The organism is uncultured Kriegella sp. (assembly GCF_963975415.1).
Classification (GTDB): domain Bacteria; phylum Bacteroidota; class Bacteroidia; order Flavobacteriales; family Flavobacteriaceae; genus Kriegella.
On sequence record NZ_CAXBGN010000005.1, the window covers coordinates 18822 to 34413 of the forward strand.

Annotated in this window: 11 protein-coding genes; all 11 read right to left on the reverse strand. The window is 40.1% G+C overall.

Annotated elements, in window-relative coordinates:
• Window positions 1-64 precede the first annotated feature (64 nt).
• Window positions 65-1576: a glycosyl hydrolase family 28 protein gene (locus tag AACZ88_RS12475; protein ID WP_339710703.1), complete on the reverse strand. Its 1512-nt coding sequence runs from the start codon at window positions 1574-1576 to the stop codon at window positions 65-67.
• Window positions 1577-1612: 36 nt separating this feature from the next.
• The gene (locus AACZ88_RS12480) at window positions 1613-3754 is read right to left on the reverse strand and encodes a glycosyl hydrolase 115 family protein (protein WP_339710706.1); all 2142 of its coding nucleotides are present in this window, start codon (window positions 3752-3754) and stop codon (window positions 1613-1615) included.
• Window positions 3755-3791: 37 nt separating this feature from the next.
• Complete coding sequence (locus AACZ88_RS12485) at window positions 3792-4766, reverse strand: mannonate dehydratase (protein WP_339710709.1); 975 nt, start codon at window positions 4764-4766, stop codon at window positions 3792-3794.
• A gap of 17 nt (window positions 4767-4783) precedes the next feature.
• Window positions 4784-5527 carry an RraA family protein gene (locus AACZ88_RS12490; RefSeq protein WP_339710711.1) on the reverse strand — a complete coding sequence of 248 codons (744 nt, stop codon included), beginning with the start codon at window positions 5525-5527 and terminating at the stop codon, window positions 4784-4786.
• A 5-nt stretch (window positions 5528-5532) separates the two neighbouring features.
• Window positions 5533-7008 carry a beta-galactosidase gene (locus tag AACZ88_RS12495; protein WP_339710713.1) on the reverse strand — a complete coding sequence of 492 codons (1476 nt, stop codon included), beginning with the start codon at window positions 7006-7008 and terminating at the stop codon, window positions 5533-5535.
• 22 nt (window positions 7009-7030) lie between these two features.
• On the reverse strand, window positions 7031-7861 hold the full coding sequence (locus AACZ88_RS12500; RefSeq protein ID WP_339710715.1) for an SDR family NAD(P)-dependent oxidoreductase: 831 nt from the start codon (window positions 7859-7861) through the stop codon (window positions 7031-7033).
• A 64-nt stretch (window positions 7862-7925) separates the two neighbouring features.
• Complete coding sequence (locus tag AACZ88_RS12505; RefSeq protein WP_339710717.1) at window positions 7926-9527, reverse strand: glycoside hydrolase family 28 protein; 1602 nt, start codon at window positions 9525-9527, stop codon at window positions 7926-7928.
• The gene (uxaC, locus tag AACZ88_RS12510; protein ID WP_339710719.1) at window positions 9524-10933 is read right to left on the reverse strand and encodes a glucuronate isomerase; all 1410 of its coding nucleotides are present in this window, start codon (window positions 10931-10933) and stop codon (window positions 9524-9526) included. Before uxaC ends, AACZ88_RS12505 begins: the two co-directional genes overlap by 4 nt.
• Window positions 10930-12606 (reverse strand): sodium/solute symporter, encoded by a 1677-nt coding sequence (locus AACZ88_RS12515; RefSeq protein ID WP_339710722.1) that lies wholly within the window; start codon window positions 12604-12606, stop codon window positions 10930-10932. Before AACZ88_RS12515 ends, uxaC begins: the two co-directional genes overlap by 4 nt.
• A gap of 91 nt (window positions 12607-12697) precedes the next feature.
• On the reverse strand, window positions 12698-13639 hold the full coding sequence (locus AACZ88_RS12520) for an RraA family protein (RefSeq protein WP_339710725.1): 942 nt from the start codon (window positions 13637-13639) through the stop codon (window positions 12698-12700).
• 23 nt (window positions 13640-13662) lie between these two features.
• On the reverse strand, window positions 13663-15555 hold the full coding sequence (locus AACZ88_RS12525; protein ID WP_339710728.1) for a DUF4861 family protein: 1893 nt from the start codon (window positions 15553-15555) through the stop codon (window positions 13663-13665).
• Window positions 15556-15592 lie beyond the last annotated feature (37 nt).

Here is a 15592-nt window from a genome sequence, read left to right on the forward strand (position 1 = left end):
GCAACGTAAATAATACTGAAACGCTATAGTTCCTTTTGTGGCCGTCGTTTTGAGCCCGAAAACTTCATTTTATAACTGTATTTGTGGCATTCTCAATAGCAATTTTGGCCTCCTCAAAACTTCGCATGCGATTTCCCCCAAAAGTCAAATTTTCAATAACTACTCCATCGACACTAAAATCAGCGTCCCATCCTTTTATTAGAGAAGGTATTACTCTTTCCGAAGCTACTTTGATATCCTTAAAAACAACATTTTTGATATGACCACGGTTTTTTGAGTATGAAGCCCTTTCACTTTGTGGTAGGTAAAGCCATTGTTTTTTATTATCATTGGCATCACGATCTTGAAGTGAATCAGGAATATTAAAACCGAAACGCCTTGAATATTTAGTAGGAATGTCCATACTATAAATTGATAATCCTATATACAAATCGATGAGTTCGTCGCGGGCATCTTCCACACGCACATTTTCAAAAGTTACATTTTTCACAGTGGTGTTTTCCGCATTGTGAATGCTCAATGCGGCTCCCCGTTCGACCCGAATGACATCACAATCGCGAAAAGTTATGTTCTGAACGAAATCTCCCTTTAACTCAAACCCGACCTCCAGGGCATTCCCGCCGATAGCGTTCCATAAAACGGTTTTCTCAATCAAGACATTATCGACTTTCGGGCTACCCCGTCTTCGCACAATGTCCGGCTGTTTGCTTTTTACAGCTATACAATCGTCCGAACTCCGAATAAAGCAATTTTTAACTTCGACATTATGACTGGCCTCTATATCAATACCATCGCAGTTGGCACGCCATCCGGTCTGTTTATGATTATCAATGACAACATTATCGCATCCTCGCGGGTGCAATGTCCATCCCCAGGCATCGTGAATTTGAACATCTTGGATTAGTACATTCTTGCACTCTGTAAGTAGTATGGAATTCACCTTTAGGGTTTTCCGGGTCGATTGATCCAAGATGCCACTCCCCAATATTCTGATATTATTCACATTATCAGCCGTAACATAGCCTTGTACAATTGCACCAGGCTCCAAATACAGGGTTTCGTTATCGTATAGCCTAATTTCACGGGCGTCGTAAATCTTACCCGCTTCGTAATAGCGTACATTGGGGTCGTCTTTGCTAGGGACATTTTCACGTTCGGGACTAGTAAACAAAAAAAGTGGCCTTTTTATATCATCGTCAAATTCAATACTGAGATTCATCGCTTTTGGGATAGAGAAAATGACCTTATTTCCAATAATTTTAGGTTTAATTCCGGCACTCAATGGGCGAACGACGACTTTTTTAAAGGATTTATCCCTTACGACAGTAACCGTACATTTACCCTTGATAATAGCATACGACATAGCGGCAATCGTACCTTCCAAAACAGGTAATTCCTTCCCCGCGGCGGTAACTTGAAAATCTTGAGCACGGGGATATTCTTTGGCAAAATTCGGTACGATTACGGTTTCAGGCGGTATTGTGGATACACCCATACTTAGAAATAAAACACCAATCATCAAAAGGGTCATAATAACTTTATAATAGTTCTTTTTAGGAAAATGCTGTCTTGTCATCCTGGCGTTATTTTTTCTTTTCCAATCATATATAATTTACATTTTCTCTCCCACGCTTTTCAACACCTCTTTGGTCCGTTCTTTCAAAGCGTTTATGTTCATCTTTTTATCACCTCGGTACCAGTTCTTCCATTTGCCTTTTGAGGCCTTTTGTTTTCCAGAATCTATTACTTCGAAGGCATTTAAAGCTGTTTGTAAATGTTGTCTAGTTATCTCCCAGTCTCTGTTATCGGCAGCCTGTTTGGCATAAATACAGTTTTCTAGCCATTGGCCAAGACCAATTACTATATCCATCTGTCCAATTAGATTACTTTCAAAGAAATCCTTTTCCATACCCGCCAATTTCGAATCTGCCGATACTGCTAAAGATTTCGCTTTTACAAAGCCGGCAAGTTGTAAGTTCACCTTTTCCAAACTTTCCTCTAATGGAAGTCCTCCAGCGGGGTTTGTATCCGACAGACTAAGGTGAAAAGCATCTTTAACTTTTATACTTTTCGTCTGCTTTGTATGTTTCTCTCTTTGGGCATGGCCATCCACTAGTAATTCATTTAATTGGCCCAATATACTGAGTCCCTTAATCCGCTGCTGACCATCCAAAAAACCAGGTATCTGCTTATTTCCAACTTTTTGATAACTATCAAAATATTGACTATATGCCGCATAGGTTTCTTCAGGAGCATCTGAAAATCTATTGGCACACCATGCTTTTAGCGCTTCCGAAGGTTCGAATGAATCCATATTCCAAAACATGTCAGAAGAAGTCTGTAACGCCAAAGGAAACTCTCGAATGTTGGAAACATTTAAAATGGCATACTCGTTTGTATTTCGATCCATTGCCTCTTTAAATAACTGAAAAGGTTTAGATGGTGGAATCGCCTGTGCCAAATGCGGGCCCGCTCCCCATAATTGGTAGTGGTAGTAAATCCCATATTTATTATTTTCCGAACGCTCTGTATCATAAAAGTCAGATTGCCAGACATAACCCGGAGAATTATCAGCAAAAATTATCATTACATTATCCGGAATCTTTAAGAGCCCTTCCTGATGAAAAAAGGCTCCTTCGGCCCACAGTGTAGTAGACATCAAAGGATTTTGATTACCTGTAACATTCATGATGATTTCCTTTTGAACCTTCATGGCATCGGAAATAATTGCAGCCCTCTCTTCGTCGGATTGTGGTACTCCAGGATCTGCCATCCACATAGGCCTATCTGCAATCCCTCTTAATCCAATCTGCCAAATAACATCAGGGTATTTGGCCCAGCGTTTGGCATACTCGGTCCAAGTTTCGATTAACTTTTCCTTTTCACTATAAAAACTAAACAAGGGGTTTTCTTCTTTTTCCTTCCAATAATTCTGATAGCCAAAGGCACTCACTCCGACCGGTTCAATATGGTGCATAGAAATAAATAGCCCTCGTTTAGATACTTCTTTTATAAGGCGCTCTTCGGCAGGATTTCTTATGTCCAAAAAACTAGCGGGAATGATCAAATTGTAACGTAACCGAACTGCTGCTTTCGCAACCTCCTTAATTAGCTCGGGGTTTGTGACTTGACCATAGTATGGATAGTCAATTTTTCGGATACCTCCACTTTCTTTGAATTCGGTCAAAAGGTCTTCATCATTTATAAACCAGCCACGAAACTTAAAATCAGGCTCAACGCTAGTGTAGTCAATTGTCTGCAAAATAATTTTCTCTTTTTTTACTGGTTCATAGCCTGTCCAATACTTCAATGGATCTACACCCAATTCCTTTTCCAAAAAGTAATATATCCCAAACATTGTGCCCCGAGGGTTACTGCCAATAATGTTTAGCCGGTTATTCCCCCCTTTTTTTGAAGAAAATATAACATACTTCTCCCAAGCCCCTTCCAAGGCGGAAATTTTATTGATGTCGACCATATTCCTTATGTCCGAATCGCCTACAGTACCAATTACGATGCAATTACCATTGCATTCTTCCATCGAAGTCACCGTTTTTAAGGTAATGCCGGTAATCAGCTCAATGTCGTCAATCAAATCTTTTGCGGCAAGTTGTACATATTCGGGTTCGTTCGAGCCAATAAAAATAGAGGTGGTAACTTCTCTAGAAATAATGAAATCATCTGAAGTGGTTGTGCATTGGAAGAAAATTAACCCAACCATAATTAGGAGTACTCGGTTTAATTTATATTTCATGCTTAAAAATTTAAAATTTTCTTTAATGGTCATACGACTAGGAAGTAATAATTCCTGATGCATGCATCAACCCCTTTATATAGCCGATACCAAAAAGGTTGCCTTTCATTTCATAGCCCACATTTTGATTGTCCTCACCCGCCATGGTCGGTACGTGATCAGATCGTAATGGGCCATTAAAACCGACTTCTTTATAAGTCTGCATCATCTTGAACATATCGGTAGGGCCGTTGTCGTGAAAGGTTTCCCTGAAATCTTCGGGATTACCCACGACATCCCTAATATGAACAAAGAATATCTTGCTGTTCTTACCGTGCTTTTTAAGCATCGCCAGCACATCTTCATTCATTGTAGTAAAAGTTCCTTGACAGAAAGTCAAACCGTGTGAGGGACTATCTGAAAACGAAAGTGCCTTGTCCATTGCTTCGGCCGTGGTAAATATTCGGGAGATACCATGAACGGGACTTACTGGTGGATCATCTGGATGCAACGCCATTTTAACATTGTTCGCCTCTGCTATGGGCATTACTTGTTCGATGAACCACTGGTAATTCTCCCAAATCTGCTCTTCAGAAAATTTGCCCCATTCCGAAACGGGTTCTTTTTTAGCCGTTTCATAGTTAAAACCGCTGACAATCGCCCCCCCCCTTTCAGGAATCGCGTGATGCGTTCGGTACCAGCCCGTGGCCATAAAATTGTAACAGAGCAAAGGAACACTAAGGCGACCCATGTTTTCAAGCATCCTTTGATACCTCTCAATATCTTTTTCCTTTCCTTCCAATCCCAACTTGATGCGGTGCATGTCAAACTGGTCGCCCTCCAGTCCATAGAGATGGAATCCGTTTTCTTCGAAGATTTCCTTTGAACGGGCAAAGGAATCGTAATCGTCAATCGAAGGGTTTCCAGTAAGTTCAGGGGCCAACTTGGCAATGGCATAGTCAATACCCATTTGGCGACAGAGCTGCCATTTTTCGTCAGGTGTATTGCCAAAAAATAAGAAAGAGAGTTTCATAATAAACGTCGAATTATTTAGAAGTATCCCCCTTTATCAGAAATTTCCTTTGCCGATTGACCTTCCTTTACCCATCCGAAAATCTTCTTTTCGTTCTCCCGTATCTCTTCTGCGCGTAATAGCACTTCGTAAGCAATGTCTCTTGGTACTGCAAGTACACCATCAACATCGCCCAAAATGATATCGCCTGGCTTAATAAAACACTTATCTATCTGAATTGGCACCTGGTAATCTGTAATCAGACAACGGCCCAAACTACCATTCGAAGAACGGTATTTATAGAATACTGGAAAATCGGCCTCTAAAATCTGATGGGTATCCCTAATACCACCATCAACACAAGCCGCTTTCACTCCTTTTCCTTTAGCAGTTGCAGTCATTACACCACCCCATGACGTAGATTCCTCATCGCCACTGGTATCGTAGACCACAAAGGCATTTTCATGCATCTCGTCCAGCATTCTGGTTCGAAACTCCATTTCGCCGCTTACCTTTGTGCTAGAAGAGCTTTTAACCGTAAATGCAAAACCCGCTACAGTGTGGTAATTTTTCAAGGCTCGTATTCGAATAGGTAGGGCTTGGTTCAATAAGGTAAACTCCCTAAGCACATCACTTATGGCTCCTGTATATATTTTTTCATAACGGCTTAAAAGTTCCTTGTCGGAAATAGGGAATTTTTTGGTTGATACGCCTTCCCGTACCTCAATCAACCTTTCAAGGTTCATCATTCCGACCTCTTTTTTATAATCTTCTGCACTCATCTTTCTTAATTTGATTTTTTCTCAGATTTTAATTTAATCAGACTCTTTTCTGCAATCAAAATGGGGGAATCATAAATTGGAATGTTGCGAAACTCGTAATGCGTTCCTTTTTGGCTCCAATCTTTTTTCGGAATGTCATATACCTCACCGGTACGCATATCTATATACACTGGTTCTGCAAAATTCCCATTCGTAAATTCAAAATCAATGGTGGTCTTTTTAGTTGAGTTGTTTGGCGTGTCACCATTTTCCCAAATTGTCACAACCTGATAATCGGAACTGTCTGCTCGATATCCATAAACGGAAAGAGAACCCGTTGCATCAGTTACATATGAATAATTGGAAATACGCTTTAGAGAGTGGTCGAAAATAGAGGTCAAGTTTTGATAGGCAAAATATGACGGCTTTAAATAATCTACTGTATTATCCTTTTTAGCTTTAATAAGACCCTTTGTATTTACAGTATAAATTGGATTTTCTAGAACAGTAATCTTTCCGTTTATTTTTTCCAAAACCCTGACATAATTCATGTCGATTATAGAAAAATATAATGAAGGTATATCACGCCCAAGGTCTCCTAACAACTTTCTTAACATCCATTTTGACTGGGAAACCTCCGTCCATGGATAATTTTTAAGGGCATAGTGTTTTTGGTTTTCGGAAGGGCAGCCCAATTCCCCCTGGCCTATAATTATATGATCGGAATACGATTTCGTTAAGCTCTGGATTTTTTCGTATTTTGGATATATTTCTTCAGGACGATAGGTATAGCCATGGAGCGTAATAACATCGACCAAATCTAGCTTATCATACTTTTTTAAGTAAGCTAGAAAAGGTTCTACATATTCAACATTGATTCCTGCCAACGATAACGCGTAAATGGTGGCTTCTGGAATTTCAGAACGAATAATTTCTGCTGTGCGCACAAAAATTTTGGAATATGCATCAGGGGTATTCTCGGAATTAAGGTCACTCTCGTTCCAGATTTCCCAAATTTTCACCCTACCCTTGTAACGTTTTACCAATGCCATAACCCACTGATCCCATGCCGCCAAAGCCTCCTCGGAGACAGGAAAACCGCCTGAAAGATTTGGCATTCCACCTCCTTCATAAATGGGGTTTCCATAAGACGTTTGCAGCCAGGGTTCCACGCCTTGCGCTATTACATCGTCAATAATTCTGTCGAGCCACTCAAAATCATATTCACCTTTTTTTGGCTCACATTTAGCCCATCCTGCTTGTAACCTGATTTTTTTGGCTCCCGTTGCACCTAAATATTGCTTCCACTGGTCGAAATCGGTGAAATCACGATCCATTGTTTCACCTCCAATAGACCAATTTGAAGCAGCAATTTCGTGTGAGCTTCGAGGCTGTACCGTTCCAATCGAAGAATAGGTAATATCTTGGTTCTTCTGAGCATAAAAAGAAGTAGATATTATTAGGGCGGCCAATAGATAAGTAATCTTAAAATTAATTTTCATAGTATATGGTTTTTAATAAATTTTAAACTCCTGGGCTGGACAAAAACCCTCCGTCTACCGGAATGGTAATACCTGTCACAAACCCAGCATTTTTTTCGTCAATCAACCAATTCATACAGCCAATGAGTTCGGGAGCTTCACCAAAACGTCTCATAGGTGTTTGCCTCAATATGTTTTGTGCGCGTTCCGTCTGCGAGCCGTCTGCATTGAACATTATCTTACGGCTACGGTCATTCAGAAAGAAGCCGGGGGCGATTGCATTTACACGAATATTTGCAGGTGCCAAATAGGCAGCCAACCATTGGGTAAAACTTTCAATTCCGTTTTTAGCCATTGCATAAGCCGCTACCCTCGTAATGGGCCGATAGCTGGTCATAGATGCAAAATTGATGATGTTGCCCTGCTTGTTTTTTGCCATACTCTTGCCAAATACGAAACAGGGAATAACCGTCCCCATCGTGTTGATGTCGATAACACTTTGAAAAACCTTCATATTAAGATTGAAAAATCCTTTTACCGCGTCATCATTGTTTAGCTCACGTTCGTCAAATTCAGGAATGTTCGGGAGGGCGTCGTTTTGATTTCCTCCAGCACCGTTTATAAGTAGGGTACATACGCCCAATTCGTTTTCAACCGTGTCTTTTGCTTCTTTTACAGATTTTTCATCTGCTACATCTGCACTTACGGAAATGGCGATCCCGCCATCAGCTTTGATCCCTTCTTCGACGATTTTCAATTTTTCCATGGTTCTCCCCAAAAGGGCGACCTTATAACCCTGTTTGGCCAAGTCTTTCGCCATGGCCGAGCATAGTGTGCCACCAGCTCCTGTTACTACTGCTATTTTTTCGCCCATAATCATTGTTTAGTGTAATGTGAACTTCAATTGAATTGTTCTTTTATCAAACCCATACCGATAACTAATATTTTTCATTGTTAATTTCAATCTTCCGAGAATCCTCAACAAACAACCACTCATCTGAATTTTCTGTTTTAAGGCCATTCTCCGTATTGATAGAAATATTATTTGAATTACTAATTTGAATCATTGGCTCCCGGCCAGAAACATCTAACTGTATATCTTCCAATTTTAAATCATATGCCCCATCGATATACAATCCTCGTTCCGATGTGACCGATATGTTTTTAATTTTGATTTCACCCAAGGTACTCTTATCCAATCCTTTAATAGATATTGCGGTTTTGGCACCATAGCATTCAATGTTTTCAAGTAGAATATTCCGGAAAATAGGGGTGTCATTTGACGATTTCATATCCTCATCATAATTCATATTCTTTTCTATGGGTTCTCCATCATATTGCATATTCATGATTATAGCTTCTTTATTTATATCCTCCATTTTTATATTTCTGATGGTTATATTTTCAACATAACCTCCTCGACCTAATCTCGTTTTAAAGCGAATTCCACGGTCTGTCTTCTTGAAATTGCAATTTTCAACAAGTACATTTTTTACTCCAGCAGACATTTCACTACCTATTACAAGTCCACCGTGACCCCGCAAAGCTGTACATCCTCTCACAATTATATTTTCGCTTGGAACACCAATACGCCATGCTTCTTCATCCCTCCCAGATTTAATTGCGATGTTATCGTCACCAACATCCAATATGCAATCTTCTATAAGAATATTCTTAGACATATCAGGATCAATCCCATCATTATTGGGGCCATGTGACTTTAGAGTAAGGTTTTTAAATATAAGGTTTGTACATTCTACCGGATGTATCATCCACGACGGACCATCTAACAAGGTTACCCCTTCCATGTAGACATTTTTACTTTTTATAAACTGTACGAACGGAGGGCGAACACCATCTTCTACGGTGCCAAACCTACGATCTTCTATAGGCGTGCCAGCTTTTCCCATTTTGAACAATTCTGCCATCCCAGGTTGATCATTTTTCCAAGGCCACCAGACTTGCCCATTGCCATCTAATTTACCTTTGCCGGTAATTGCAATGTTTTCTTTACCGTTAGCATAGATAAAAGGCGAATAGTTGTAACAATAAATTCCACCTCTTTGTATGCGTACTATAGGGAGATAATCATCAAATTTTTGCGAAAATGATACTACTGCTTTACTCGAAATATGTAAGTTGACGTTCGACTTCAAGTGAATGGGACCTACGTTCCAAATTCCTTCAGGTACAAGTACGACCCCTCCCCCGTTTTTATTGCATTCGTCAATAGCCCTTTTGAAGCTGATAGTATTTACCATAATACTATCTTGAATAGCACCATAATCATTGATATTAAACGTATCTTTCTTAAATTCTGGAATAGTTAGTTGCTTTTCAAGAGTAATGGCCCAGTCCGTATTTGTCGAATTGTTTGAGCAATTCAGAAACAATGGGGAACAGGCCAAAAAACCTAATATGATAAGTAGATTTTTACGAGAATTGTTCATAATCAGTGTTTTCATTTGAACAGTTGACCACTTAAAAACCCATTGTGAAGAATTATTGCCATTTCGGAGTTTGCAAGATAAATTTTTCATTTGCCTGTGTTTAGTATCCATTTTTTTGCATTCCGATAACAGACATCCTCTATCAATTCTTTTAAGATGGCCATATCATTTGGAAGAAGCCCTTGCTTGACCCAAGTTGAAATCAAATCACAGAAAACCCTTCTAAAGTATTCGTGTCGAGACATAGACACAAAACTGCGAGAGTCAGTAGTCATGCCAATTGAATTGTGCAAAAGCCCATGACTCGCCAAAGCCTTTAACTGGTTTATGATACCCTCGTAATGGTCATTATACCACCATGCCGGCCCGAATTGAATTTTTCCTGAAATACCATCTTCTGGAAAAGAACCTGTTAAAGAAGCAAAAGCCGCATTATCGACAGGATTTAGGTTATACAGAATAATCTTAGGTAATTGACCATTTTTATCCATGGTATCAAGTACTTCGACCAGTGTCGAGATATTAGTGACGCTTCCGATGGATGCATAGCCACCGGCACCGCCCACCAAATTCTTCAATCGTGAGCTGGTCTTCCGTTGAGCTCCAATATGTAACTGCAAAATCCATTTTTTTTGAGCGCAGGCCCTTCCCACCATTACTAAAAGATAGGATTGTAAAGAAACCCTATCCACATCATTCAATTGCTCACCTGACAAAAACTGCTTGAAAATCGTCTCAACCTTTGATTTATCCATTTGATGGAACTCAAAACCAGAATCCAATGCTTGATCTGCCAGTTTACAGCCAGCATCCGAAAAGAGGTCGAATCTTTTCAGTACCGCGGCTTCATAACTATCCAAATCCTTAATTTTAATTTGGGTAAGGTTCTCCAAAATTTTGTGCCAAATCTGGAATTCTTCCGGTTTATTTACGATACTATCAGTGCGTAACGAAGGCAAGATGACAATTCCCTTTTCGGAGGCCTTTTTATGTATAGACACGTCGTCAAGCAAATCATCGGACGTGCAAAGTACTTCAACATTGAATTTTTTTAGTAGCGTAACAGTAGCGAGCTTGCCAGAATCAATCTGCTTTTGGCATTCGTTCCAAATATCATTGGCCGAACTTTCATTCAGTGTCGAATCGATATCGAAAACCCTTTTTAGTTCGAGATAGCTCCATTGATAAAGTGGATTTCCTAATGTTCTTGGAAGGGTTTTTACCCAATTTAAATATTTATCATAATCCGTTGCATTCCCTGTAATCCCGTCTTCGGGAATACCGTTGATTCGCATCGCCCGATGTTTGTATTGATCGGACATTACCCATAATTTGGATAAGTTTTCCGGCTGCGCGTTACTGGCTATCATCGCCGGATTCAAGTGATTATGAAAATCGATAATTGGTAGTTGCTGGGCAAAATCGTAATACAACGACCTTGAAAGTTCATCCGACAACAAAAAATCTTTGTGAATATATGGGGTTGTCATTTTCATTTTGTTGATTTATTTGAAAATTTAAAGGTTCCCGTGGTAAACCATTTTAAAAGGATGGCCAATATGATACAGGCCCCGCCGATAGCCAAGGCTATTTTTCCACTCTCCAACCCGATGGAGGGTAGGCTTACGGCACAAAACAATAATCCAGATGCGCCAATGGCGATTGAAAAAAGATTGGCCAAAGCAAAACGAAATTTTGGATCCGGCTCGCCTATTTCATTAGTAGTCAAAGGGGTTCGTATTTTCTCAAAAAAATTATCGACCCTTTTTTTATAATTTTCTTTGGAACTCAGTAGAAATCCCGATAGGAAGAATATGGCACTACAACTTACAATCTGTATCAAGGTCGCCATTTCCCACGTGAAATCACTTGACAAGGTCAAAATCAACCCCGTAAAAATACCAATCAGTACTGTAAAAAAGGCCCCAACGGAATTGGTTTTCTTGAACATTAGTCCTAGTACAAGAGGAATAGCCAACGGAATGGCGAAAAGTCCAGTCAAAATCTTGTTGGCTTCAAAAGCTCCCCCCAGTTTTCCCACGAATAACGAGCCTGCAACAACAATGGCTCCCACCAATACAATATTTAATCGCGCCGCAAAAATCAGTTGTTTTTCACTCGCTTTAGGATTAATTAGACGTTTGTAAATGTCATTGGTCAATACCGCGGACATTACGTTGAATTCTGAATTCAAAGAAGACATAGTGGCCGAGAACATGGCGGCAATCATCAAGCCCAACAAACCTGCAGGAAGCAAATGCACCGCCACGGCTACATAAGCTTGCTCTGGGTCTTCCAGGCCAGGCAGAATATCGGCTGCCGCAATCGCTGGAAGCAAAAATATTATGGGAAATATCAACAGTAGTGCTGCCGAAAAAAAACCTAGTTTTCTGGTAGCCTTTTCGTCCTTTACGCTGTAAAATCGTTGAATAAAGACCCAATTTCCATTATACTTAAAAAGAATCATTATGAAATAGACCATCAGCCACAACGGTTGGCCTTTAGGGCCAGAGAAAAACTCAAAATGGTTAGGGAGCTTATCCATCAAGGTGCCAAGTCCTCCTGCCGCCTCCAAAGAAAGAGGGACCAATAATACCGAAACAAAAATTAAAATAACAAATTGTAGCGTATCCATGACAACTACGGCCCAAACCCCACCCACTATGGTAAAAAGTGTGGTTATTGCTCCAGAAAAAATGATGGCCTGCACAAACGTCAAATCCGTGGCGGTAACTAAAAAAATACCCATAGCATACTGCCGTACCATGTTATCTAGAAAGCGCATGCCCAATCCTGTCCATCCAAATAATTGACGAATATTGGCATTAAATCGTGTTTCGAGATATTCAACCGGAGTGATGATTCGAGACCGAACCCAAAGTTTTCCTATAATTAATGCTGCAAACACAAAGGGTATAACAGCACTCCATAATACAGTCACCCCGATAAGGCCATCCTTATATGCAATACCTGCGTAAGCAATAAAAACAAAGGTGCTGAGTGACCCCATAAAATTACTGATACCAGAAATACCCCAAGGAATGGTATTTCCTCCTTTGAAGTACCCTTTTATATCCTTTACGAACCATCCGAAAAACAGGCCGACCCCAGCCATCAAAAGTAGATAGATGCCGATGGATATATAATCTAATGTAGCAAGTTTGCCCAAAATTTAAATGTTTGTTGAATTCAACGCTTTCGCCGAATCATTTTCTTGTTTAAAAAATTGTATCATGCGCAGGATATATATTATATCACTATCAAAAATTACGCTCCTGAAGATACTTTTCCAAATCTCTTTTTGTCATGGGTAGTTTACCCTGATAATCGTTAACCCAAGCCCTAAAATCTTTTTTTATCTCATCGGACCATACGCTATCTATTTCGCCAGCAGAATATTTTTTCTCCTTAATTCGTTCTTGACCAAAAAGGTCGAAAAGGTCTGTAACCTCACCTTTTAAAACAATTTGCTCCACAAGATGTGCTGGAATGAAAACAACGCCATCTTTTTTGGCCAGTACCGCATCTCCCGGTAGCACTGTTGCTTTACCAATTCTAATGGGTGCATTTATGGTGGTTAAGAGTGTTTTTCGCATATAGGAAGGATCCGAACCTTTCACCCACCCATTAAAACCTTCGATTGCCCTCAAGCCTTCCATATCACGCACATTTCCAAAGACTATAATACCTCTTTTCGATTTCGCATACACTCCGTTACCCAAATTGGAACCTATAACTGTCCCATAAGAGGGTTTTCCATAGCCATCTGCCACGTAAATATCTCCTTCAACAAGCGTGCTGATTGCCCAAGATACTGTTCGCCGTTGCTGCCAATTTCTTCCCTCGATTCTGCCTTGATTTATAACTTGATTCTCTAAATCGATTCGCGCTGGCATAAATTGTGCAGTGACGGCACGACCTGTCATCGTGGTCTCCTCATTCTCATCAATCAATTGCCAATCTCCCTCAAATTGATTGTGATATCCCAAATCGATAAGTTCGGCCCATGCTTCTTCCAAAGTGATGTTCTTGAGACGCTCCAATAATCCGCTAGCTATCTTCGGCCTACCGTCATCAAACCGTTCCCCGTTCCATTCAGCGGTTAAAGCTTTAATATATTCTGGTGTAGAACCAATCTCTTGGGCTGTTGTTGGCAACCCTGATAGTATAAGCACTATTAAAAGAATTAAACTACTTTTCATTTTGCATGTTTTTATTGACGGGTTCAAAATGTGATGTTTTTAGCTTGTTTTTTTATATAGGTTTGCCAATTGACCGCGTTATCGAAATGTTGGGTCTTCTCCCACCCTGCTCCAGCATAGTAAGTGAAGGGCTTATTGGTTTGAACCCGGACCAAGACAAACTCGTTTCCTGAGTAGCTTACGAAATCTTTGACTTGGTCTGGGTTCACAAGTATTGCTGTACCCAAATTTCCGTTTACAGGGTCTATTGTTTCCCACACACTTAATACGCCATTCTTTTTGTCAGGGTGTACTTTTTGATTACCAAAAGTAGTCAGCCCAATAGCCAAGGTAATTTCAGTATCTGTTTCACTTTTTATCGTACTTGTAACTTTGAATAAATTGGTCCCCATTATCATCTCTATTATCTTTTCTTCTTTCAGTTCAATTCCCGGTGTATCCCAGGTATTGTAATTAAGTTCAAAGACTAATTTGTCATTCTGGTTTCTAACAATTTTATATGAATCAAATGTTTTTGGGGGATGAGGCTTTCCGTTAGCCCAAAGTGCAATTCCTCCACAGCCCATTTGTTTGCCTGCATTATAAAAGTCCGACCCTTCGCCTCGATCAACATGGTAATCTTTCCCTTCACTGTTTAATCGATACCATTTATCGAGAACTGGATAATCCACAGATTTAGCCCATACATCTATACCATTACCTACTTTGTCTCTTACCGAGGGTCCAAAAACACGGTAGGCAATTCGATCGTTTTCCCATGCGATATCGGATTCACGTGCAGTGCAAACATAAGTTCTTGGCGTCTTTGGAGAATCAGCAATGCAGTACAACCCCATCTTTTTTAAAGGAGTAATACTTTTAACCCCCATTTTTGCCGCTTGAGTAAAGGCGAGTACAACTGGTCCAAAGGCATGTTGATCATTATAAACCCAAGGATGATTCTTATAATCTTCCTTAGTGCCGTTTTTTGGACACAAACAACCCCCACAAGTATGACTGACCGAGCCATCGCTACCGATGTAAGAAGCATACCCACGTAACCCTAATGTGAAATTATCCATAAATGCCTGATTTAGTAAAGCGGTTTCAAGCATGATGCCTAAGCCAAATAAAATCAGACCACTTCCCGAAGTCTCTACATATGAAGTTGAATCGGTCATCTCTTGGTGCCAGAGACCTTCTTTATTTTGAAATTTTATAGCTGCCGAAAAAAACTGCTTGGCAAGTTCTTCGATTTCACCACGTCTGGGATGAGATTTAGGTAAGTCACGAACCAAAATTGCCAATGCAAATGCCCCCCAGCCGTTCCCCCGGCTCCAATTATCTTCTGAAATTTTTCCTACACCTTGAAAACCCCTACCTTGATGTAGCAATCCAGTTTTCCTATCCTCAAGAATTCGGAACAATTCGGTTGTTTCATGTATGGCCGTTTCAATATACTCTTCATTTTTCAAATCCAAGCCTGCATATAATAAATATGGTGTTACTGCGAAGGCAACATCGATAAAGATCTGGTCTTTACCTTTCTTTACCCATGGCGGCACTAAAATTCCTTCAGAGGATCTTTTTTGTTCATCAAACATCCGTTTGGCGCCTTCGGACATTTGACTTCTTAAATCTTTTGTGTTTTTCTTCCAAACCATGTATGGAACACCCGAACCACCATATTGGTAGGAAATAAAGCTACCGTGACCCTTTATTTCACCGGTCTTGAACTTTCGAAAGAGATTGATTTCATAATTCAAATCGGAAGTGTCTTTCTTCACCATTGCCAACTCGGCCATCCCATGCAACAGCAATGTGCCAGGATAATATCCCAAATCTATTTCGGAAATGCCCTTATCTAATACTGATTGGGCCACCTTCAGCGTGCTAATATCTTGATTTGACTGCCCTAAGGAATTAGCTGTAATCAAAAAAATAAATAATATATAAATAAAACGAGGTCGGTTC